This window comes from Pelagicoccus mobilis, assembly GCF_016595505.1.
Taxonomy (GTDB): domain Bacteria; phylum Verrucomicrobiota; class Verrucomicrobiia; order Opitutales; family Opitutaceae; genus Pelagicoccus; species Pelagicoccus mobilis.
In genome coordinates this window covers 98,331-122,603 of sequence record NZ_JAENIL010000020.1, presented here as the reverse complement: position 1 = coordinate 122,603, position 24,273 = coordinate 98,331, and the positions used below count along the sequence as shown (strand labels likewise).

The window sequence follows — 24,273 nt, the reverse complement described above, 5'->3', positions numbered from 1 at the left end:
CTACGTTTTGATCGCGTGACAAGCACGCTCCCACAGATCTGATGAAAAGTATGATGAAACCCCTTTTTCTTGGAGCGTTGCTCCTCATTGTATCCACCGCTTTTGCGGCGGAGCGACCTAACATTGTCTTCATCATGGCGGACGACTTCGGTCTCGGAGACGTCAGCCATCATGTTCGTGAGTTTCAGGGAAAGAAACCGTTGGTCGAGACTCCGAATGTAGACGCCTTAGCGAAGCAAGGAATGTGGTTCACGGATGGCCATTCAGCGACTGCGCTTTGCGCCCCGACGCGCTATGCTGTGATGAGCGGAAACAACAACTATCGCTCCTACGCTCCTGCTGGGGTTTGGAGTTCTTTTGGTCAGACTGCGTTTAAGGAGGGAGAGGTGACTCTTGGCTCTGTTGTTCAGGATGCTGGATACACGACCGGTTTTGTTGGTAAGTGGCATTTGGGCGGAGACTTCTACATTCCGGATACCAAGGAGATCTATCGCGGAAAGAAGAATGGCAACCTGACGGGTAAGGTCGATCTCACTCGCATGATCGATGGCGGACCGAAGTATTGTGGTTTCGACTACGATTTTACCGCCCACTGTGGAATCCAGGGGCCGATGTATATCCTTTACGAAAACCAAGAGTGGTATCCTTGGGCTAAGGATTCCGAGATCATCTACCTGGACGACAACTCTATCAAGAATCCGAAAGACCTGACTAGCAAGGGTGATGGCATGGGAGACTCGAACTGGGATGCCCGTGAACTCGGAGACATCTTAACCTCTAAGGCGGTCGAATTCATCGATAGAAATGCGAACCAGAAGGATCCGTTCTTCCTCTACTATTGTTCTCCAACGGTGCACATCCCTCATTGTCCGCCAGCTGAGTTTGATGGAGTGAAGATAGCAGGGAGCACGCCGACGGATCACTTGGATATGGTGGTGCAACTCGACCTGGAGGTGAAGCGAATTGTCGATGCTCTGAAGGCGAATGGTGAGTTCGAAAATACGCTTTTTGTTCTTACTTCGGACAATGGTGGGCTCCGTGATCCAGAGGCTCAGAAACTTGGATACGATCCAAGCGGTGGATGGAACGGAAGCAAGAGTTCCCCTTTAGAGGGCGGGCATCGAGTTCCTTTTATCGCTGTATGGCCTGGTAAGATTAGTCCAGGCGTATCGGACGAAATCGCTGTGAACCAAGATATGGTCGCCACATTTGCAGCACTCGTTGGAACTGATATCCCCGAGGGGCAGGCCCAGGATTCGCTGAATTTGATGCCGTTGCTGCTCGGAAAAGGAACGTTCCAAGGACGCGAGTACCTGATCAATCAAGCCGGTGCGAAGCAGGAGGTCATGTTACGCAAAGCTCCTTGGAAGATCATTATTCAGAGCAACAATAAGCGCACTAAATTTGAACCGATGGCACTCTACAATTTGGAAAGCGATCCGGGTGAAAAGAAGAACCAGATAAAGAACCCAGAGTTCAAGGAAGTCGCGGAACGGATGTTCTCTGAATACATGAGCATCATTGAGTCCAAGCTCCCAACAGTTCCTCGAAACTAGAAAGAGTTTATTCGCTTAGGGCAGCTCACTCAGGAGCCGCGAGTTTGGGAAACTTTCGAAAGTGCTCGTCCGCATACTTCTCGAGTTGAGCGGCGATTTCTGGATAACGATCGATGAGGTTGGTAGTTTCTTTTGGATCCTGAACGAGATTGTAGAGTGCGGCCCTTTGGCGGGTATTGTAACTCTTACCCGGCATACCACCCTTACCGCCCTCTGAGAGAGTGTGGTATTTGTGAGGGAGGTGGATTTTCCATGCCCCATCGCTGCTCATGATCGATTCGAGGTTTTTCACGACCGTGAATGCGTAGTAGGAATGTGGATTTTTTGCATCGTCTGCGTTAGAAATGAGCGGCCAAACATTTTTGCCATCAAATTGCTTGGGTTGGATCTCGACTCCGCAAAGTTCAAGCAGGGTGGGGGCTAGATCGATGGAGCAAAAAGCTGCTTCTGAAGTTGAGCCAGCTTCGATTTGCCCAGGGTATTTTATGACTGTAGCTGAACGAGTGCCCCCTTCGAAACTGGTGCGTTTGCCTTCGCGGAAGGGCGTTTGGCCACTGTGTTCTCCGTAGAGGAGCCAGGGACCGTTGTCAGATGTGAAGATGACGATGGTGTTGTCGGCGACACCCGCCGCTTCGAGAGCTTGCTCTATCTGCCCCAATGACCAATCGAGTTCCATCGTAACGTCACCGTAGGGTCCGGCTCCGGACTTGCCTTCGAATTCCGGGCTACAGAAAAGTGGGACGTGCGGCATACTGTGGGCGAGGTAGAGGAAGAAGGGGTGCTCAGAGTTTTTCTCGATGAATTGCACCGCTTCTTCGGTATAGCGTTTGGTGAGCTGCTTCTGGTCTTCAGCGTCTACCTCCTCATCGACAATGTCGCCGTTTTTCCAATACCATATGGGATACTTGCCCCAGAACTCGGGATTGTCGGGATGGTGCTTCCACATGTCGTTGGAGTACATGAGTCCGCTAGTGTAATCGAATCCGCGCACATGAGGTCGAGTGTCTTCTTGATCGCCAAGATGCCACTTGCCGATCCAAGCGGTAGCGTACCCTGCTGGTTTGAGAAGCTCGGGGAGAATCTTGAATTCCGGTTCGAGGCCACGACCTCGAGGGGCATGAGCTCCGAAGACACCGGTTCGACCCGGGTAGAGTCCTGTGAGAAGAGCTGCTCGCGAGGCGGAGCAAACGGCCTGTGGGACATAGAAATTTTTAAATAGGCAGCCTTCGGCGGCGAGTCGGTCGACATTTGGAGTGGGGTAATCGAGATCGGAGTTGAATGGGGCAAAATCTCCGTAGCCCGCGTCGTCGAGGAAGAAGATGACTATGTTTGGTTGGTCTGAATTTGGGTAGGCCGAGATGCTGAGAGAAAGCAGGACAGCCAAGGTCGTTGCGAGTGTGAGGATGGAGGTCATTGTGAATCAAGAAATTAGGCTGCTTAAGCAAGTTGAGTCCAGTGAATCAACTCTGTTGCTAATGAGCTGCAAGCTGCGGCGATCATCGCATGTCAAAGATGCACATATTTAGGTCAATTATGGGCAGGAAAATGAAGGGGGAATTTGCTATAGTGTTTGGCATGTCTCGTTTGAGTTTCCTAAGAGTCGAAAAGTTGAAGATAAGCTTTGGGGTACTGCCTCTTGCTCTGTGCGTTATGGCGGATGCTTCAAGGTTGGTTGAAGTTCAACCGGTCGATGAAGAAATTCTAATGGTACACTTTATGGATGGTAAAGTGCACTTCAAGGATGACGGTACGGGTGAGAGCGCCTTCAAGGGGCACGCTTTTGCGGAGGGAGATGATTGGATCGAGGCTTACGGTGAAGAACTGAACGTGGCAGAAGCTGTTCGCCCCGAAAATTGGAAACTGTATCCAAGCGGTGGAGATGGCGAAGCGGTTCAACCCTTAGCGGTCCATCGGAAGTCTAAGGTATTCAACTCTGACCATGCTTGGAACTACAAGCTGGATCATTGGCTGTTTTTGAAGCTGCCCAAAAAGATGGAAAATGGGGATGGGTTTCGAATCGAGGTAGCTGACACTCTTGGAAGTGAGCAGGAAGCCGTTGAGTTTGTTTATGATCTCGATCGTTCGCAGTCTGAGGCTGTGCATGTGAACTTGATTGGGTACACGCCAGATTCTCCGATCAAATCTGCGGATCTTTATTTGTGGCTCGGCGATGGTGGTCCACGCGATTACTCTGGTTGCGAAGGAAACGAGGCCTGGTTATTTGATGTGGTGTCGGAGAAACGCTTCCCGGTCGGGAAGGTAGAGTTTTGGAAAGAGGAATCAGATAAGGATGCCGGAGGACGAAACTTGACGGGCTCGCCCGTTTGGACGGTGGACTTTTCGGATCACAGTCGCCCCGGGCGTTACCGCTTGGTTGTAGACGGGGTTGGAGCCAGTCCGGAGTTCGAGATTTCAGAGGATATCTGGAAAGAACCGTATTCGTATTCGACGATGGGATACTATTACATGCGCTTGGGAGAGGCGGTCCACGCAAACAATCCTCCACCAAGGCAACCTCGGTTCATTCCAGGTGAGGATCCTGCCGGCTTTACGATTTATCTCACTGATTTCGATCCTTTCGATGAAGCGTGGAAAGCTCGCAAGGGGGATACTTGGGACGAGCCCCATTTCAAGCCAGCAGTGGAGTCGATGTTCTGGGAACGCCGTTTGCCTGGAAACCCGACTAACGATAATGCAATTGGAGGACATTCCGATGCTCTTGATTGGGATCGGCACCTAGCCCATGTATCCAATATCTATGACATGCTTCTCCCGTTTCTGCTAAGTGACGGCGGTTTAAGTGATGACGATTTGGGAATTGCGGAAAGTGGAAATGGAATCCCTGACTTGATCGATGAGGCTCGAAATGAAGTGGACATGTTCTTGAGCCTGCGTGTCGGGGAAGCCTACGCCCAAGGCCTTACGAATCCTTCGAAGGAGAAGACTGTAATGTTCCAAGCCGGAGCAACGACCATGGCGGCCTGGGCGAATTCTGCGAATTCTGCGATCCTTGCGGAAGCTTTTCGTTTGGCGGGGGATGAAAATTTGAAGGCGCATTATTTGGAAGAAGCGATCACCGCGTTTCGTTTCGCGTCGAAGCAGGATGATCTGCAACTCGATGAGAAGCAGGACATAGGTGATGCCTTCATGCGTGGGCGGGACTTTCGTATGATGGCGGCAGCCTTTCTCTACAACGTGACGGGTGATCGCGAGTGGGAGGATCTGATGGCTGCGGACAGTGTTGTGAAGGATGGCGTCGCGGACATTGAGGAACGCAGCCGGGAGTGGGTTCAAACTTGGGGAACGGCAGCGTACTTGCTCACACCACACAAACAGCATTACCCGGAGCTCGCAAAGAACATGAAGGCTTCCGTCCGGAAACAGGCCCTAGAGAATAATGTGCGCTTCATGAATGAACGCCCGTCTCGTCGGTCTTCAAATAACAACTACTGGCGTACGAAGCATGAGCTTCAGTTGGTGGCGATTGCCCACCATTTTAGCAAGCGTCGTTCCGAGAAGGAACGATTCGAGAAGGCGATGATCCTAGAGGCGGATTGGGGACTCGGTCGTAATCCGAGCAACACTGTCGAGATGACGGGCTTGGGGAGCCGGCACATTGTAAATTGCTACACATCAGGGGGCAATGACGGGGTGCCCGGCATGCATCCAGGACATACACCGTACAACAACCTCGATCCTTGGGGAACGACTTGGCGTGGAAGCATGCCGCAATGGTTCACCGAGCGCGGCTACCCTGAGTGGGAAGAGGGCGGCTGGCCAGAGCAGGAGTCGTTCTTCAATTGTCGCTACTCATGGACTAACGGAGAGTTTACTCCTCGCCAGACGATGCGCGGTAAACATGTGCTCTACAGCTATCTGTATTGGTTGAGCAAGGACTGAGGAGGATTTAATTGAGTAGCGCGGTGCTTTAGCCCGCGGCCGCATGTGGACGGATCTTGCATTGTGGACGCTGGCTAAAGCACAGCGCTACGGGACTCACCGGAAGCGCTTCCGGTATTCGCGGGGTGTCATTTCTTTGATTTCGCGGAAGCGCCGGTTGAAGTTGGTGAGGCTGGTGTAGCCGGCTTCGAGGGAAATCGATAATACTGTATGGTCTGTATCCAGTAGTTGGTTGCAGGCCCATGAAAGACGCAGCTCGTTGAGATATCGAGAAAGCGGACGTCCCATCGTCTGACTAAAGTAACGGCTGAATGCGATAGGGCTTAGATTCGCAACGCGAGCCACTGATTCTAGACTGATCGGTTTTTGGAAATTCGAGTTCAAGTGATCCAAAACCCGCTTGAGACGCTCGTTGCCCAGTTCGACAGATCCTGAGATGGTGTTCGATAGCGGAAGGGGCTCCCCGTCTTGAGCCAAGTATCCGAACAGAGCCCAAAGCAAACCGATGGCCTCGGCTGAGTTAGCGGTTCGCATCCGCTCCAGCTGAGTGAATACGTAAGAAGGATCGTGGGGAGTGAATCGGTATCCTCCGGTACACTTGGCAAGGAAGTTTGCGACCGGTCGCATCTCTGGCAGTTCGAGTGTAGCGCGCCAGGGTTCGGGAGAGAACTTGATGATGTTGAGGCCTACCTTTTCCGCTGGTTTCGGTTGGAGCGGGATATTCCAAAAGTGGGGGACATTTGCTGGTACCAAGGCCATATCGCCATCACGAAATTCCTCCACGCTGTCGCCAACCCCGCGGATCCCATTCGCACCACGGAAGGCAGTGAACTCCCATTGTGGGTGATGGTGTAAGCCATAGTCGACTTGGCTTACCTCGCTGAGTTCGATGCTGAAGCTACGGCCTACATCCAGGTCCACATATTCACGAAAGCCACGCATGATGTTAAAATAGTGCAGGTTTTGGCTATCACGAGACCGGAATTGAGGAAATTTAGCTCTATAATAACACTGTGAGCAAAATTATTGATCTTAATGGACGTTGGAAACTGGGGCAGAGTGATGGCGAACGAGGGCGCCCCGAGTATGCCCTAGAGGCAGAGATCGAAGAGGATCGCTACTTCGATGCTCAGGTCCCTGGCTGTGTTCACCTCGACCTGATGAAGGCGGAGCTGATTGAAGATCCCGTTTCGGGCGTCAACTCGCTCAGCGCTCGTTGGGTAGAGGAATCGATTTGGGCGTACCGTCGAGAATTTGATCTCGCAGAAGTTCCGGACGGAGCCTGTGCGTGGCTGCGGTTCAAGACCCTAGATCTCAATGCGAAAGTCTACCTCAATGGGGAGTTCGTTGGCTCGCATCAGAATGCGTTTATTCCCTGTTGTTTCGATGTCGCTTCAAAGCTCCGCGATGGCAAAAACTGGATCACGGTTATCATCGAGTCGGGCATCATCGAAGCGGGAGATAAGGAAGCCGGTAGTCTCGGAAACCAGAACCGTTATGCGTTTTCGAAACGTCTGCATAAGTCGCATTGGTTGCGGAAACCGGCCTATCAGTTCGGATGGGATTGGACGGCGCGGCTCGGCAATGTGGGTATCTCGGGAGATGTGAGCTTGGAAATCACTGAGCAAAAGGTGCGAGTAGATCAGATCGTTCCCCTCGTCCAAGTCGCAGAAAGTCTCACGGATGCCGAGATCACGATTCGTGGGCATCTGGAAAATCTAACTGATGCCAGCGAGTCTATTACGATCTTCGCATCAGTCCCCGAATTAAAGGTCGAGCGTGAGATTACACTCGAAGTCGCGCCTGGAGAACAGGTTGTAGAGGTGAAGCTGTCGGCGCGGGATTTCGATCTCTGGCATCCCCGAGGAGCAGGTGAGCAAAAGCTCTACGGATTGGATGTATCCATAAAATCGGACAATCAGGGTCTTCTTGAGAAGGTTCAAAAGAGAATTGGGTTTCGCCACGTTGAGTTTTTTCAGGGCGATCATCCCGAATCAGGAAAGTACTGTATTCTCAAAGTAAACCACCGCCCGCTCTTTTTGAAGGGAGCGAACTGGGTGCCAGCTGATATGTTGATTGCTCGCATTGATGACGAGCGTTACGAGGTTCTCATCGATCGTGCCCTCGAAGCGAACTTCAACTTCATCCGCGTTTGGGGAGGCGGGCTTTATGAGAGCGACCGATTCTACGAGCTTTGCGACCAGCACGGTATCGTTGTTTGGCAAGACTTTGCCTACGCATGTGCTAAGTATCCGCTTAATGACGAGGAGCTATTTACCAATGCGAAGAATGAAGCCCGCTTTCAGATTCGTCGCCTAGCCGAGCATCCTAGTTTGGCAGTTTGGTGTGGGAATAATGAAATGGAATGCGGCAATTGGCACTGGGGGTATGACCAAGGTACGATCTATCCGGACTACGCTTTTTTCCATCTGACCCTTCCACGGATTTTGCAGGAAGAAGATCCGACCCGCTACTATCAGCCGAGCTCTCCGTTTTCTCCAGATCGCCAATCTCCAGCTCGCGATGATATGGGTGATCAGCACAACTGGACGGTTTCGCTTGAGCACAGCGACTACCGGAGATTCCGCGAACTCGAGTGTCGTATGATGACCGAGGGAGGGTACCTCGGTCCGAACTCTCTGAAGACGATGCGGGACTGTTTCCCGAAATCTGAGGAAGGACGGATCATGGATTTCGCATGGCGTCATCACGACAACTCGGTCGACTCTTGGCACAATCCCAGCCTGCCGAACTCCGGATTTGAGGATCACACGGGTATCGAGATTCGTTCGCTCGGAGTCGAAGATTACACGTACCTAGGAGGCTTTTTGCACGGAGAAGCGATGAGCGCCTTTATTGAAAACTTCCGACGTCGGGCGTTCGACTCCTCTGCCGCTTGTTTTTGGATGTATAATGACTGCTGGCCGGCTACGCGTAGCTGGACGATCGTTGACTATCATCTTCGCCGAACGCCGGCGTTCTGGGCTGTAAAACGCTCCTTCGCGCCCGTTCATGTTATTTTAAGTGAGGAAGATGATCAGATTGTAGTTTATGGCGTGAACGACACTGACGAAACGATCGTCGCGAACCTGCGTCATGGTAAATCCACTACATCAGGATCCTACATCCTGGACAAAACAATTTCGGTCACGCTAGAACCGAACGCGTCGACGCGTTTAGCCATCATGAGCAAGCCTTCCTACAAAGAGAGTAAGCGAGAAGTCGGGTTTGCTGTATTGAGCGATAAAGACGATGGTTCACTCATCGCCCGGAACCGCTTGCTACTCCCGAAACTCAAGGAACTCGAATTGGAGAGTGCCCAAATCGATGTGAAACTGAAGGAAGGAAAACTAACTTTCACATCTCCGGTACTCGTACTTGGAGTGTGTATAGACCTGGACGGCGAGACTTTACTCCAAGACAACTTTTTCGATCTCCTACCGAACCAGCCGTATTCGATTGAGTGGGAGGGGGACGAGACTCCGAGTGTTCGTTACTTTGGGGCTAGTGAACAATTAGGCTAACCCCATTTCTTGTAGGGTCGGCGCTTGTCGCCGTACCGCAGAGCCTGGATCAAACCGACGCGGTACGGCGGCAAGCACCGACCCTACATCACAAGAAGAAGGTTTCATGTGCACCCTCTTGACCGGTTTATGGCGATATGTGGTTAATTGCTGACTTCGGCGTCCAAAGAAGGTAGTGACAGCTTTCCCCGTGCGTCTTTATGATTTCCCGATGTCCCTTATCCCCTGTTTTTGCCTTTGGCCTAATCCTTTGCATCCCCGTTTTTGTAATGGCTGAGTCGCATTTGGTCGAACGCGGCGAGTCAGATGTACCTTTCGATAGTTTGGTGTATCTGCCTGAGGGGTACTCAGAAAGTGATCAGTCCTGGCCAGTGCTGCTCTTCTTGCACGGAGGCGGGGAGTCCGGCCGCAACTTGGAAAGTGTTAAACGGCATGGCCCGCCTGCGTTGCGAGAAGCGGGGGAGGATCTTCCGTTTTTGTTGGTTGCCCCACAAAATCCCGATTCACGCGGGTTCTGGAAAGAGGACGACTTGGTTCAGTTGCTTGATTTCGTTGAGGACCGGTATCGAGTCGATACTGATAAGGTCTACCTGACGGGAATGTCCAGAGGTGCTTACGGCGCCTGGCGTTTAGCGGCGGAAAACTCAGAGCGGTTTGCGGCGATGGCAGTCGTTTGTGGTGCCGCCCCCGCTCCCTATGCCGGTTGGCTTGGGGATCTGCCGATTTGGGTTTTTCACGGCGAAGCGGATCCTGTGATTCCTGTTGACGAGAGTCTTCGCATGGTGAAAGCGATCGAAGCCGAGGGTGGCAACGTGCGACTCACGACGTATCCAGGAGTTGATCACGATGCTTGGACGCAAACCTATTTGAATAAAGAGCTCTATGCCTGGCTTCTTGAGCATGACCTTAGCCAGCGTTCCATGGTGTTTCCTGATGAAACGTGGAAAAAGGTGTCGCCTAGAGAGCAGGGCGTAGATAACGCGGCCTTGGCATCTGCTTTAGCTGTATTGGAATCCTACTGCGGAAAGGACGGATTGTCCCAGACGATGGTTATTCGGAATGGGCGGGTGCTCTTCGAAGGGGATTCGATCACCAAGGCGCACAATATCTATTCGTCCACCAAATCCTTCACCAGTACAATTCTAGGACTGTTGATCGAGGATGGAAAGTGCCGATTGGATACATTGGCGGCTGAGTTCGAACCCTTGCTCGGTGCAGCGTATGGAGAGATTGAGTTGAAGCATTTTGCGAGTATGACTTCTGGTTACAGTGCCCGCGGGAAGAGTCGCTGGGGAGACGCTAGCGAGGATTGGAGTCACACCCCTTACAAGCCAGCGGAGCCATTATTTTCTCCAGGAGAAGCGTATGCCTATTGGGATGAAGCGATGATGATGTTTGGTCGCGTTTTGACACGAATCGCAGACGAGGATTTGGCGTCTTACTTCAATCGGAAGGTTGGAGAGGAGATCGGTTTTGGTGATTGGGATTGGTGGTCCGATACGCGTTTGAAGGACGGGCCAATCATTCGCAATGGGTGCACAGGCATTTCAATGAACGCTCAGCAACTAGCCCGAATGGGACATTTGTTCCTCAATGAAGGACGATGGAAAGGGAAGCAACTGGTGCCGACTTGGTGGGTTCGCGAGGCGAGTCGATCGCAAGTCGCTTCGGAAATACCAACTGCTGATACGGACCGGTCTAATGTTGTTGGGGCAGGGCGCTATGGATACAATTGGTGGGTTCGTGGTGAGGGCGATGATATGCCAGACACCCCTGAAGGCACCTACTACATGAGCGGGCTCCACAATAACATGTGTTTTGTGGTACCTGAGTGGGACATGGTGGTTGTTCGAATGGGAGAAGACGGGAATCCCGAGGAAGGGAAGCGCTTCGTTTATAACGCGTTTTTCCGCGAGCTAAGTAAGGCGATAATTGATTGAGGGACTCGTTATGTTGAATTTGCGAATAAGACTGTCCTTGCTCACTCTCTGCGTCGGACTTGCCGGGACGAGCAGCGTGTATCCTGATACTCCGGTCTACTTGAAGGATCTACTCGATGAGATTCCATCTGAGTTTGAAGCCACACCCTTTTTCGAAGTGAGCGATGAATCTACTCTGTCAGTGTCTGGATCCTCTCAGATGCAGAGTCACGAGTGGATTGAGGATGCTGAAGGTAATTTGGGGAAATTTGTTCGAATCCAGGTTTTGCAGGAGTCGAGCAATGCCTGGGACGTTCTCGTCCATTCCGATTCGAATCCTGGATCCCTTCAAAAGGGCGATTGGGTACTGGCGAGTTTTTGGGCTCGAGCGAGTCACTACAGTGACTCTTCCTTGCTAACGGGGTATATCGAGCGAACGAATCCGAGCTGGGTTGGAATCGCCTCTCTAGGCGGGACTGCTGTGGGTGAATGGCGTCGATTCATAGGAGCCGGACAAGTCGAAGACGATTACGAGGCTGGTAGCGTGAAGCTGAGTCTTCACTTGGCCAATGGTATTCAAAGTATCGATATCGCTGGGGTTTCCATGATTCAACTCAATGATCAAGTGGATCCTGACCGTTTGCCAGGCAGCAAGATCTCCTATGCCGGGATGGCTTTGGATGCTCCATGGCGGGAGACAGCTCAGCAGATGATCGAGCAGCACCGAAAGGGGCAAATGCGATTCAAACTTGTCGATCTTGCAGGTAAACCGCTTTCCGGTGCGAATGTCCGCATCGAGCAAGTGAATCACGCTTACGAGTTCGGAACTTTCTTCAGCACATTGCTTTTGGAAGAGGGCGAGGGGGGCGATCGCTACCGACAGTGGTTGAAAGACAATTTCAACCATGCAACCGCGCCCATCTATTGGGCTGATTGGGGATGGGCAGATCCGGTTAAACGAGAGGAGTACAAGCAAATGGCTGCTTGGCTTCAAGAACAGGGGATTCCCACTCGCGGTCATGTTCTGCTGTATCCTGGCTGGAAGTTTGCTCCGCAGGAGTTGAGGGATTTGTCAGGTGATCCGGAAGCATTTCAGGCGAGAATCATACAGCACTTCGAGGAAATTGTGCCGATCATGAAAGCGTACGGAATACGCGAATACGACGTCACAAACGAATTACGTCAATTAACGGAGGTGACAGGCATTGTTGGTCTAAAAGGAGTCGTTGAGTGGTTTCACAAGGTGCGAGAGCTCGACCCTGAAGCGATCTTGTACATCAACGAGAATACGATCCTTAGCGATGGTGCTTCCAATGCAGCGGCTCAGGATCACTACTTTGATACGATTCAAACCTTGCTCGATATGGGAGCTCCGATTGATGGGATCGGGATGCAAGGGCACTTCACAGAAGCGGTTACGGAGCCGGAGCGGATTTGGGAGGTTTTGGATCGTTTTTCTGTATATGACTTGCCGATACGGGTGACAGAGTACGATCTTACAACCCGAGACGAAGAAGGGCAGGCTCGCTACGATACTGATTTCTACACAGCGATTTTTGCTCACCCCTCGACGGTTGGTCTAACCCGGTGGGGGTACTTTGAGCCTGAGATGTGGAGACCCCTCGGAGCGATTGTGGGCGAAGATGGCAGCTACAAAGCAAATGGTCTCGCCCAACGCGAATTGCTCTTCGAAAGCTGGAATACTCAGGAAGAGCTGATCGCGAGCGAGGCGGGTACTATTCAACTCGACGCGTTCTATGGAGACTATCGACTGCTTGTTGAATGGAAAGGGGAGGAGATCGAGATTCAGGTCGAGTTTGAGGCTGAAGAAGAAAATGGGTTTCGTTCTCTAGCGATGCCGCTTGGCAAAAAGTAGGGAAAGAAAGGATCATAGTCAAAAGCAGTGGATACCTGTTTAAGGCGAAACTGTTGGAGTTCCCGCTTCAGCGGGCTCTTCGGTTTCCGTTGCTTAGGGTTGCCGCCTAAAGGCGGAACTCCAACGGTTGGGTTCTCATCCTCTGCGCTTGTTGATGAACCAAAAGAAAGCCTTTGGAGCGGACAGGATATCCTAAACTGTAAGGAAGTTCCTTCCCTTTATTGTGAAATCTCTCGTTCGAATTCTAGAACGACCACAGTCACCGGATTTGTGGGGGGAGGTTCGGCGAAGGTAAGGCGAATGCCATCGAGGTCGGAGTTCGATTCAATCTCTTCTTCGCTATCCAGATAGTAGCAGCGGGAAAGCGCATTTCCTTCAATCTCTTGTAGCGAGACTGAGCTCCTCGGGCTTTCAAGGAAATGTAGATAAATTAGGTTACCCCGAAAGGTGGATACAAAAAGGTGATTGGGGAGATAGGGGCCTCCTCGAGTTCCATAGACTGCCTCGCCGTTTATTTGCAACCAGTCCCCCATCTCTTTGAGGCGAGCGATTTGACGTTGTTCGATTCGACCGTCTAACATGGGGCCGACATTGAAGAGCAAATTGCCGTCACCGCCAACTGTTTGCACCAATGTTTGGATACACTCATTCGTAGATTTCAACGTGTCGTTCGGTTTCCAGGCCCATTGCTCGGCGATGGTGATACAGGATTCCCATGGGTTGATGGCGTCAAAATGACCGATTTGTTGCTCGGGCGTGCCGAAGTCACCGGCAAAGCGATCATCCGCGTTCATACCTTGGAGCCCTTGGCGACCTCGATCAACTCGATTGTTGATGAGAATATCAGGTTTCAATTTTCTCAAGTAGGCATAGAGATCCATGCCCATTTCATGGGTCCAAGGCCACTCCCAGTCGCCATCGAACCAAAACAGAAAAGGATCGTAACGTTCGATGAGCTCACGCAGCTGATCTCGAAGAAACAGATTGTAGCGTTTCATCGACGCTTCGGTTTCAGCGTCGAGTTTGCGAAACTCTTGATAGCTGTACTGACCTTCGATGGGGCGAAGGGGATAGTCGGGATGATACCAATCACAGATCGAGTAGTAGATACCGAATTTGATCTTCGCCTCTTTGCAGGCGTCGGCAAGCGGTCCCACTATGTCGTGACGGTAAGGTGAGGCCGTTATGTTGTAGTCGGAGTACTTGGTATCCCAGAGGCTGAAACCGTCGTGGTGTCTGGCCGTCAGTATCAAGTACTTCACGCCAGCTTGTTTGGCGGCGTCAACCCATTCGTAGGGATTGTATAGGGCAGGGTTGAACTCCTTGTACAGGGAGTCATAGTCCTCGAGTTCTACTTGGTTGCCAAAGAGTCCCATGTCCTCGGGGCCGCTCGGAGTGTCTGTGCCGCGTGACCAGCTAATTTCAGTTCCGCGTAGGCTAACTGGTCCCCAATGTATGAATAGCCCGAAGCGCAGCGCTTGCCACGCTTGGAGTGATTTTTCGTTTGTTTTAAGATTTGGATACGCCTCTCCGCCACCGCCGAGTCGTTGTGTGCTAGGGGTGAGGGCATTCGGATCGATGCAAAATTGTGCTGTGGTTTTCATATGAGGTATCCTGCCTGTGTCACCCCTTGGCGACGCAGGATTAAGTTGAGGAGTTTTCGTCCGACCAATCTCTTGCGAGATTGGCTACCTGAAATACGTCAATCTAAACTAAAGACTCAAAGCGTTTGTCGCTGCTTACTTCGCGGTGACGAGAATCGCCCAGTCTTGACCTTCGGAATGAGGAGGGGACCCGAGCTCGGTATTAGGAGAGGCTGTAGTGCTAGCGACTGAACCAAGTTGTAGAGTGCCACCCTTGATTGGATCGAACCATCGAATGTCGAACGCTCCGCTTACGTTTGCGAGATTGAGTGATGCCTTGCCTCCATGTTTTAGATACACGAGATAGGTCTCTCCGGTTTCGGCAAAGACGTAGTTGTCTTCTCCCGGAACGAGATCGTTCGCCGCGTGCATCCGCTCAAATGGCACGTGACGGTTAAAGAAGTCTATGGCCAGCTTCGTTTGACGCCACATTTCTTGGCGTACCCGAAGATCCTCCGCACTGAGATCGCTAGTAGGAGCATTGTTTTGCCAGCCGAAGTACCAGGAAACTCCAGATCCGCCCGCCATTAGAGTTGCCCACAACACATCCTTTCGTGGATGGTCGCGTGTCGGATCGTCGTTGTCAGGACGTAGTCCGTATTCCCAGCCAAGGGGTTCGTCCATAGAAACGAGCCAGGGGCGTCCTGCGTCGCGCGACATTTTCAGGTGATCGATCACGACTTGGTTGTAGTGCATGTGACGTTGCAGAGTGGGACCTTCGAAGTCGGGGTATCCAGCGAGCTGAGGGTATATCTCAACGATAGAGATTTCGTGGGCTTTGATTGGATGGTTGTAGGGATCGGTTTTCCGAATGTAGGAGCTGAAGGCTCTTCGTTGTTCGTGTGTATTTCCCAAACCTACTTCTAGACCCTTTTCATCATCCCAACCCGTTTCCTCGCCAAGGTCCCAGGTAAGGGCGAGCAAGTGTCCGAAGCGGGCGATCATTTCGCGATAGTAGAGCTTGCGGGTATCGGCAAAAGGGGCACCTCCATCTCGTAATTCGAAGAGATTTTCGTTCTCGGTTTCGGTTAGGAGCATGAGAATGTGGATACCTTTGTTTTGCATGTGCGAGAAAGCGGTTTCCCATTGATCGAGTTTGCTGACGTCGAAAGTCGAGCGGTCGGTGGGATCGATCCATGGCCAGACATCCCAGCCGTCACCCTCGTAGGTCAGTGGCATGAGGTAGACCGAATTGAGACCCTGATCTGATATGTAGTTGATCAAACCGGTGAGACCTTTGCTATCGTGGCCGTCTTCATTGGTCCAGAACGGATCGTCGGGAGCCCAGTCCTGACGATGAGGTCCATAGTGGTGAAGTTGATCTTCTCCCAAGGATGGGAATTCCGGTTTCTTCGCGTAGTCGTAGGTGCCGTCAAATCCGTCGAAAGCTAGCATGTTTTCAGGACTGCCGGTACCGCCTTTAAGGAAGTACTTTCCGCTGCCTTCAAACTGTTGGTAGTGAGTGCCGACATAGCGGAGGCGTCCCTGTCCTCGGAAGTCGCGAGAGTCTGGTGAGACTTTGCTCGGTTCAATGGTGAAGGTACCGCTTGAAGCGGCTAGTGGGATCTCTGTGCCCTCAGTGTCCTTGACAGCAACTTTCTCTCCCGTCACGAGCGAGCCCTCATAAGACCAAACACCTGAGCGATTGGGAGTGAAACGGGCTTGCCACTTGTTTCCGGCTTTTGCGTGAGATTCGCCAGCGTTTCCATTCGCCGCGAAATATCCCGGGACTTGGTACTCGGTGTCTCCGTTCTTGAAGGTGACCGTCAGCTTGTGATCAAAGAAAGTTGCCGGGTCCGACTCGCTCAAATCTGGACCGTCGAAAGTGACGGTGATGGTATGCCAGGCTTGTAAGGTTCCATCAACTACAGCAGATTGGGCTGTAGTTGAGAGCACCAGAAGAGAACTGATGAGGGTGAGGTTCTTTAGTTTCATTACGAGAAGTTGCTGAAAATAGTGTTAGTTTGCTTGATACTTCTTATTGAGTTCTTCCTCAGTCCAGAAACCGGATTTGTTGGCACTGCTTGCTCTGACGGCTTGAACTTGATCGATTGAAATAGGTGCTGCTTGATTGCCAAAAGCGTTGCGAATGTAGGTTAGGACTGCGGCAAGCTCTTCGTCATCAAGAAGATCTTTGAATGGGGTCATCGGAACGTGGCCCTGGTACCTCTTTTCGTTGACTGTTATCGGACCAAGTAGGCCGTGTAGGGTGACATCGATAAGCCGACCCGGATTGCCGGTAACCCAATCCGTACCAGCGAGTGGTGGAAAATGAGCAGCGGGTAGGCCTTTCCCATCTGCTTGGTGGCAGGTAATGCAGTAGCCGTCACGACGATAGATCTCAGCTCCTTTTGTCCAGAGCTCTTTATCTTTATCGTCTAGGTGCCCAGGGGCTGCGTCTCCTTTTGCTTCGGCGTAAGTTGGCTTTCCGCCCAGGTTGACGAGGGCCTGTTCGTAGGCACGACGCATCCAGGGATCGAGTTCACTTCGAGCCGCTTGCTCTACGATCGCTTGGCTAGAGTTCTCGTCGATCCGAGAGGCAGCAATGATTGTCTCTAGTCGAACGCGAGGGTGGGAGTCGTTGGCGGCTTCTAGAAGCAAGCTCACGTAGTTGGGAATGCTTTCGCTATTATAGCGGAGGGCACGGACCGCTGCGGCACGGACCTGATGGGACTTCGCTCTGAGCAGTTTTTTGAGAAGATCTAAGTCGAGCGATTCGAAGCCCCAGTTTATCCATAGAGCTTCCAGAAGGAGCTTCTCGTAGTTTGCTGACTCTGTATCCAGATTTTTAGTCCATTCAGACAATGCTGCCAGGACATCCTCTTTCGAGCGTCCTCTCAGTTTATTGCGGATGCGGTAACGTGTTCGATCCTCTGGGGAGTTGAGGCCAGCTATGAGTTGCTCAATGCTTGAGCCAGCGATCTCGAATGGCTCGACGAGTGGGCGTGTTTTATGAGTGATACGGTAGATGCGGCCGTGGGCGTGATCGCGCAGGGGATCACGGGCGGAGTGTTGCATGTGCCCGATGAGCTGGTTGTGCCAGTCGACGACGTAAAGCGAACCATCCGGGGCAAACTCCAGGGCGACAGGGCGGAAGTTGGGATCAGAAGAGGTGAACAGGTCTTGCCGCCACTCACACACGTAGCCCGCTCCTGAATCTGCAATCCCGTGCTGTTTTGCACCGAGAAAACCGATACAGTTATTCAATATAAAGTCACCCTGCATTTCCTCTGGAAAGTGCCGGCTGGATACGAACTCCAGGCCGGAGGTTGGGCGAACGCGGTGATCGCTTGGGATGATGCTTTCGGTTCCGATAATCATCTGGCCGTATGTCGGCTTCACTTCGAAGGGGAGCATCCAGTGAGTAGCGGGATCGGAGGTGTTAAGGAAGAAGGCTTGTCCCCAGGTGTCGTGAGCGAGTCCCCAGGGATTCGTGATGTGACCTTGAACAGTTCGTTCCAGTTCGTGAGTCCGTGGGTTGAAGCGGTAGAAGCCGCCGTTCATGGTCCGAATGGTACCGTAGGGAGTCTCAATATTGCTGTGTAAGAAAACACCTTCGCACATGAGAATGGAACCGGAAGGATCTGCAGTGAAAGCGGAAATCGCGTGATGCGTGTCGTGAGTATCGAAACCGGTGAGGAGAATCTCTTGGTGGTCGGCCCGGTCGTCTCCGTCGAGATCTTGCAGGAGGACGAGGTTTGGTGCTTGGGAGACGTAGACTCCTTCTGCTGTGAGCTCAAATCCGATGGGTAGGTGTAGTTTATCGGCGAATACTGTTTCCTTGTCGGCTCTCCCGTCTCCGTCGGTATCCTCTTAGATGAGCAACTTATCATCGGGACGTGGATCTCCGGGACGGTGGTGAGGGTAGCTCGGCATAACGGCTACCCAGAGTCGGCCTTTGTTGTCGAAGGTGAGTTGAACGGGGTTCGCTAAGTTCGGGAACTCTTTTTCGGAGGCGAAAAGTTCGATCTGAAACCCGTCGACCATCGTGAACGCATCGAGGGCATCTTGACCGTAGCGGTAGTGATTGTTTGCCCGGTCGGGGGCGTTGGTCTTGATCTCGGTGAGTGGGCGGGTCTGTGCGTCGGCGGCTTCAAGATCGAAGGTTTCGCCACTGAGAAGAGCGTGGATGGCGAGATCACGATTGTGGGTGAGTTCTCGCAGCTTTTCGACCTCTTCCGGATAATTTTCGTCGCCGAAGGGCTCAAAGCGTCGACCGTAGGCGTGGACACCATTAGGCATTTGGTAGTCGTGAAACCAATACCAGGATTTGGAGCGGACGAGGTCCGCGAGGTTCTGGGTGATGGGTTCTGGGTACTGGGATTTGGAGGAATTGGGGAAGAGAAGGTCGGCTAGAATCGGGGCGAGCTGTTGGTAGCCGGCGTCGTTAAGGTGGGCTCCGTTGACGGTGAGTTGCTCGGAGCTGTTGGCGAACAGCTCGCTCGTGGGGCTAAAGAGATCGAGGAAGAGAATCCCTTTTTCGGCGGCGACCTCCTGCATCGCTTTGGTGTAGAGCAGAAGGTTTGCATTTTGCTTGCTCCCGTTGGGGAGAGAGTGTGTCTCGCTCAGGTCTTGAAATGCGATAGGGGATGCTAGGACGAGTTGTGTGCTGCTGTCGCCATTGTAGTTTTGCGCATTCGTGTGATCGATGAAGGCCTGTAGTTCATCTTGGAATAGTTCTATTCCGTTAGGACCAGCGAACGATTCGCTGTATCCATAAAAGGCGATCAGAAGATCGGGTTGGAGCGATTCTAGCCATTCGTCTTCGCTTGGATAGTGTCCTTCACCGCTATGAGGCTGTAACTCTGGGTGGAACGCTTCCGCCTCCGGGAATGCCCATTGATCTTTTCGCGAGGAGTGTGGGCGGAATCCGGCAGTGAAGCCGGAGTGACTGAGGTTGCGTACGGTAAGTTGATGCTCGGGGAAGCGGAGGTGCAGCTCGGTTTCGAAGTGGCCATGGTAGAGCATTCGCTCGCTAAGGCCGTTTCCTAGAAGAACGACTCTACTGTTTTTTTTTAGGTCGATCCCAGCTTGCTTTGGGCTTTGGGCGGCGAGTGCTTCAAGCTCTTCTTCGCTGAGGATGGCTCGTGCGAAATGCCCTATACGGTAATCGGAAACGCGAAGACCACGCTTGAGGAAGTAGTCCTTTTCCATGAACCCGTAGAAGGACGGTGTGTAGGGATCGACCAGATCGACGTCTGCCTTCTCTGGAACGTCCATACCGAGCAGGTGGTAGCTGGCGTTTACGAAGAGACGGCGAAGATCTTCCACTTGTAGATCGTAGGCAGCACCTGCCGTAGTGGCGAAGCAGATACCGGTTCTTTTCCCGTCGGGGGTTGGATAGTCCTTGATCCAGGCGAGCGGCATCATGGGATCGTTTATGGGACCGGGAAGAATCTTTGAATCTGTCTCGAGGGTTTCGGTAACGGCTCCGCGTAGGAGAACGGTTGCGGTCTTTTGGTTGAGATGCTCGATGCCGTAGATGTCAGACCAGGTGAAAATGTCCTCCACTGAGTTGAGGACGGGGTGGTCAGCGTTTTCCGCTACGACAACTGCCCGTCCGCCTTCGACCTTGTGTTTTCCGTGGTGGCTAAGCCAGTTTTCGCCGACGACGTTCTTTCCGAAATTCTCCCAATCGTAACCGCCGTAGAAGTCATTGTTTTTGAAAGGGTGTGTCGCGGTGCGGAAGGCGATGATTGGTTTCGCCGCATTAAGATAGTCGAGGATGGGTTGGAGCTGTTCGCCAGGGAGAATGCGCCAGCGAGTACCAAGGATCATCAGATCCGCCTCGTAGAGGGACTCGAGGTTTGGGATATTGTGGATGTTGTTGGGATTGATGATATCGGTCCCCGGCTCGATGGCGAAGAGGACCGTACAATGAAAGCCGTGCTTCTGGCTGAGAAGCTTGGCCAGCATGGGACAAGATTCCTCCGAGCGGTATTCCTCGTCACCGGAAACGATGACGATCCGCTTCCCGTTTGCGATCTCAGCGGGTGGCTCGAAAACGAGATGGTCAATACCGTTCGCGAAGCCTGCCTTGATTGCGATTGAAACGAGAAGAAGGGAGAGAATCTTGTTAAGTCTCATTGGGGTGGTTGGGGTTACTCGATCACGACCGCTTCGTGTATATGAAGTTTGGATATGTTTACGGTTAGTTGTCCGTCTTTGAAATTGTGAGGAAGCTCCTCTTGGCTGTACGCCGAGTAGACGCGTCCTGGTTTTGACTTGAGGGAGATTGATGCGGTGACGTCGGCGATGGGGGCTATATCTTCGATGATCTCGATATTGGTAGGTCCGTGGGCACCGATGATGGTACCGCCTCGGGATTGGGGTTGAGCGTAAAGCAGGTGGAGGACGAGTCGACTTGCTGCGGCTTGACGCATGAGGCTGAGCCGTCCGGTGCTTGGAAGATTGCAGGTCGCCTCAGGGGTGCCGATGAGCTTTTTAATCGCTCCTATGAACGCGTACTTGCTCAGCGGTTGTCCGAAGTTGCGGTACTCTTGGCAGATCGGGTTTGCGAAGTAGATGATGTTGCCATGGTGCAGGATTCCGCTGCGTCCCTCGGATGTCTCTGGTTTGTAGGGCGTCTGTTGATGGGAACAGAAGTGTTCGGGACGGCGATTGAAGTAGGGCTCGTGGATCGAGGCGAGCGAAGTGGCTTCGCTACTGGATACGTTCATGCAGCGTTCGTAAATGATGAACGGACTTTGAGGGAGTCGTTCGTCAAGCTCTTGACTCGCTCGGCAGAACTCTTGATCGAACTCCGATGGCCCATTAACGGTTACGGGGAAGTCGAGAAGGAACTGTTTACCCTCTGTATCCATCCCGGAAGTACCGGATAGGATCAGTTTACCGCCTTGCTTGAGGTAGCCTTGGAACTTCTCGAGCAAGGGACCGGCTTCGAAGGTGATGCGGTCAGGTAAGATGATGAGCTCGTACCTCTCGAAGTCGCAATGCTCGTCGATGACGTCGAACATGAGATGGGACTCGAGCAGCATGCGCGAGCAGCCGGCATCGTGGAGGTCGTCGGCGTTTTTGGGACCACGGGAAAAATGGGCCTCGGAACTGTAGATCGCGATTTGGGAAACGGGAGCGGCACCGGCGAGGTATGGCTCAAGCGTTTCGATGCGTTTGTAGGCAGGCTCGATGCTCGCGTAGGTGCTTTGATCGATGCGTCCGGATGGATGGAGCTGGTCGCCAATGCTGCAGGAGGCTCCGAGCGCGGCCATGAGGCAGCATTCGTATTCCAGGGCGGCAGCTTGCTTGAAACCGCCGAAGTCACCCCACCAATTGTGGAATTTTCCAGACATGCCGAGGTACGGTTTTCCGAGGCTGGTAGCGTAGCGAGCGGAGAGGGGGAAGTGGTCGTAGCCCCAGCCACCAGTCGGGAGGGATTCGATTTCGAGGTGGTCGAAGTGTGTGTAACGCTCGCGTTCGTTTTTGTAGATGTGGCCGCTGTTGAAGAAGAGTCGTACCGCCGGGTCGACTGCCTTGGTCGCTTTGGCGAAGGCTTCGCAGAAATCCATGACGATACCGCGGTCGTTTTTCACACGGTCTAGCTTGTTCTCGGGATCGAGGCCGAGCTTTGCCATGCGAGTGCGAGCTCCGGAACTGGTGTCTTCCCAATCTATAAGGATGTCGGCGAAGATACCGGGAGGGTTATAACGTTGGACGATTTCTCTTCCCAGATCACAGATGTGGTCGACGAGTTCCTGGTTAGCAAGGGAGACGGGGGACCACGTCGGTGCAGGCTGACCAGTGCCTCCGGTGCTGGATACCACCTTCCACTCTGGATGAGTGCGTGCAGTGAGTTCATCCCATTGTACAGTGAGATAAATCGGAGTCTGAATTCCGCGTTTTTTGCAGGCTTCGATCATGTCACCCAGTAAGTCGGGACGTTGTAAGTGTGGATGGACCTGACCGAGCTCGGTTGGGTAGTAGCACCAGCCATGGTGACATTTGGCGAAAAGGGTGACGGAGTTTACGTGAGCCTTGGCCAGCGTATCTGCGAATTGGTCCGGATCAAAGCCGGCCGCGATGCCTTCGATGTGCTCCGACGTGTGGAAATCGAGGTGGATTTGCCGAGTGGGCAAAATGAACTGATCCGAGGAGCTTGGGCTCTGCTTATTGGAAATCTGGTTTACCATGTTTTTCTAGCGTTTGGCCCCTTGGATGCGGGGCCTACTGTACTTGTCATTTGGCTACACGTTTCGACGTGTGCTCAGTGTAGAAAGTACGATAGCGCTAGGGGGTAGAATGGTGAATAGGTGTTTCGGGCGCGAATATGGATATTGTTGGTCTGCTTTTCGCGTGCGAGGTAGGGGGAAGGTTAGTTGTGATGCTTAGCAGTTCCAATCTCTTGCGAGATTGGTTCTTGGATAGTCGAGTCTCTTGAAATCTATTTTGTAAGGTTACAAAATAGATTTCAAAGCCTCGAGCTCTTCTGAATCGGACTGGCGGGACCAAGGTCTCGCGACCACTGGCTACTTGTTTGGTGTGGGGCTAGAGCGTTTTCTCATCGTTGTATGCACGAACTCGATGGGGGTGTCCGGTCAACGCCCGGACCTACAGATCAAGAGTCCAATGTTTCTGTGGGTTGCCGCGATGAGCATTGGCGTCAACTTGACAAAAATAGCATCATCTGGAGGGCAACGTGTCTTTGCTTCCGCTCGAGTGTCGTCATTTCATTCCTTATTGCCTGTCGTTGCCACATCGTTTATTCCCCCGTAGGCTCCGCGGCAATGACGGAGCATTGCCCTCCTGCGCACAGCGTTTAGGCTTAAGTTGACGTTAATGCGCGCTGAGGCGACATTCAAGATGCGACCTAACAAAAGAATAATACTCTAGCTGCGGTGGACGGACTTTTTGAAGTGTTTTGGGGAGACGCCGTAGGTGCGCTTGAAAGTACGCGAGAAGTGGAGTTGGTCCGGGTAACCGATCAGATCGGAGACTTCCTTGATCGTTACATCCTGGCTGACGAGGATGCGGGCGGCATGGTTCATTTTTAGCCTAATCAGGCTCTTGTAGGGAGACTCTTTGTCGAACTCGCGGAAGAGGCGAGAGAGGTAAGTCGGGTCGACGTTGGCAGCCTCTGCCAATTCGTTAGCGCTGTTGAGTTCCAGGAAGTGATCACGCAAGTACTTGCGACAGCGTTGGTAGGTGCTGTGGGCGATGGAGATGTTTCCGCCCCCCAGTTTTTGGTACTCCGGCTCGAGTTGGAAGAATAGGACTTCAGCCAGCCGGTTGCAGGTGGCAATCGCGCGCTCGTCCTCGGTCGATCCAAATTTCGTGATCTGACGGAAGGTCTCCTCGAGCCACATCACGCCGGGGAACTCCACGGGAATTTCCTCTTTGAGTGGAGAATCGAGGAGATAGGTTTCCGCTTTGAGCCCTCCGAGAGCCATAAAGTACTTACGGAGAGGCGTTTTGCCGACACTGGTCATCGTGTAAAGAGTGTCTCGTTTGTAGCCGAATAGACTACCTGGTTGGAGCTCGTAGTGTTTGCCCTTTACCTCTAGATTCGCACGACCTGCGATGATGTACTCGAGGCTAACATAGTTGGCTTCCTTGCGTTGGTACTTGTAGTCGAGAGAGCACTGCTCATAGCCGCCGCACACGACAGTGAAGGCTTCCTCTGGTTTAAGGTTCAGGAAGTAGTAGCTGCCGCTTGTGATCTGTTTCGAGATGAAGGTGGGGACGGTATCCATGAGTATGATACTTTTGGGGGGATGCGGGTAATCTCTCAATTACTGAGAATTGTCTGAATGTAGAGATTTATCCTAAAATTGCCATAAACTTTCGCATCCTGCCCATTTCGTGCGAGCAGCAGATTTGCTAGAGTGGGCAGAGCAGTAG

12 protein-coding genes and 1 pseudogene are annotated in these 24,273 nt (G+C 52.5%); 5 read left to right on the top strand and 8 right to left on the bottom strand.

Annotation, left to right across the window (positions count from 1 at the left end):
- Positions 1 to 50 precede the first annotated feature (50 nt).
- Positions 51 to 1,556 (top strand): sulfatase family protein, encoded by a 1,506-nt coding sequence (locus JIN87_RS12365; protein WP_234033375.1) that lies wholly within the window; start codon positions 51 to 53, stop codon positions 1,554 to 1,556.
- A 25-nt stretch (positions 1,557 to 1,581) separates the two neighbouring features.
- Here the strand turns inward: JIN87_RS12365 and JIN87_RS12360 are convergent, their stop codons facing one another.
- Positions 1,582 to 2,970 carry a sulfatase family protein gene (locus JIN87_RS12360; protein WP_200355876.1) on the bottom strand — a complete coding sequence of 463 codons (1,389 nt, stop codon included), beginning with the start codon at positions 2,968 to 2,970 and terminating at the stop codon, positions 1,582 to 1,584.
- A gap of 302 nt (positions 2,971 to 3,272) precedes the next feature.
- On the opposite strand from JIN87_RS12360, the gene JIN87_RS12355 reads away from it, so the two are divergent.
- A complete protein-coding gene (locus JIN87_RS12355; RefSeq protein WP_200355875.1) occupies positions 3,273 to 5,456 on the top strand; it encodes a glycoside hydrolase family 9 protein in 2,184 nt (727 codons plus the stop codon).
- Between the two features lie 96 nt (positions 5,457 to 5,552).
- On the opposite strand, the gene JIN87_RS12350 is transcribed toward JIN87_RS12355, so the two are convergent.
- The gene (locus JIN87_RS12350; protein ID WP_200355874.1) at positions 5,553 to 6,398 is read right to left on the bottom strand and encodes a helix-turn-helix domain-containing protein; all 846 of its coding nucleotides are present in this window, start codon (positions 6,396 to 6,398) and stop codon (positions 5,553 to 5,555) included.
- A gap of 71 nt (positions 6,399 to 6,469) precedes the next feature.
- On the opposite strand from JIN87_RS12350, the gene JIN87_RS12345 reads away from it, so the two are divergent.
- The 3 genes from JIN87_RS12345 (at position 6,470) to JIN87_RS12335 (ending at position 12,775) form a co-directional block, all read left to right on the top strand.
- A complete protein-coding gene (locus JIN87_RS12345) occupies positions 6,470 to 8,980 on the top strand; it encodes a glycosyl hydrolase 2 galactose-binding domain-containing protein (protein ID WP_200355873.1) in 2,511 nt (836 codons plus the stop codon).
- Positions 8,981 to 9,249: 269 nt separating this feature from the next.
- Complete coding sequence (locus JIN87_RS12340; RefSeq protein ID WP_200355872.1) at positions 9,250 to 10,920, top strand: serine hydrolase; 1,671 nt, start codon at positions 9,250 to 9,252, stop codon at positions 10,918 to 10,920.
- Between the two features lie 10 nt (positions 10,921 to 10,930).
- Positions 10,931 to 12,775: an endo-1,4-beta-xylanase gene (locus tag JIN87_RS12335; RefSeq protein WP_200355871.1), complete on the top strand. Its 1,845-nt coding sequence runs from the start codon at positions 10,931 to 10,933 to the stop codon at positions 12,773 to 12,775.
- Positions 12,776 to 12,993: 218 nt separating this feature from the next.
- Here JIN87_RS12335 and JIN87_RS12330 read toward each other — a convergent pair whose 3' ends face one another.
- The 6 genes and pseudogenes from JIN87_RS12330 to JIN87_RS12300 form a co-directional block, all read right to left on the bottom strand.
- Positions 12,994 to 14,379, bottom strand: coding sequence for an alpha-L-fucosidase (locus JIN87_RS12330; RefSeq protein ID WP_200355870.1), 1,386 nt, complete (start codon positions 14,377 to 14,379; stop codon positions 12,994 to 12,996).
- Positions 14,380 to 14,514: 135 nt separating this feature from the next.
- Complete coding sequence (locus JIN87_RS12325) at positions 14,515 to 16,353, bottom strand: DUF5060 domain-containing protein (RefSeq protein WP_200355869.1); 1,839 nt, start codon at positions 16,351 to 16,353, stop codon at positions 14,515 to 14,517.
- A 24-nt stretch (positions 16,354 to 16,377) separates the two neighbouring features.
- A complete protein-coding gene (locus tag JIN87_RS12320; RefSeq protein WP_425606345.1) occupies positions 16,378 to 17,436 on the bottom strand; it encodes a HEAT repeat domain-containing protein in 1,059 nt (352 codons plus the stop codon).
- A pseudogene (locus tag JIN87_RS29070) lies at positions 17,428 to 19,572 on the bottom strand (PVC-type heme-binding CxxCH protein); the annotation flags it as partial. The pseudogene JIN87_RS29070 and the gene JIN87_RS12320, both read right to left, overlap by 9 nt.
- Before the next feature lie 947 nt (positions 19,573 to 20,519).
- The gene (locus tag JIN87_RS12305) at positions 20,520 to 22,565 is read right to left on the bottom strand and encodes an alpha-amylase family protein (protein WP_200355865.1); all 2,046 of its coding nucleotides are present in this window, start codon (positions 22,563 to 22,565) and stop codon (positions 20,520 to 20,522) included.
- A 696-nt stretch (positions 22,566 to 23,261) separates the two neighbouring features.
- A complete protein-coding gene (locus tag JIN87_RS12300) occupies positions 23,262 to 24,125 on the bottom strand; it encodes an AraC family transcriptional regulator (protein WP_200355864.1) in 864 nt (287 codons plus the stop codon).
- Positions 24,126 to 24,273 lie beyond the last annotated feature (148 nt).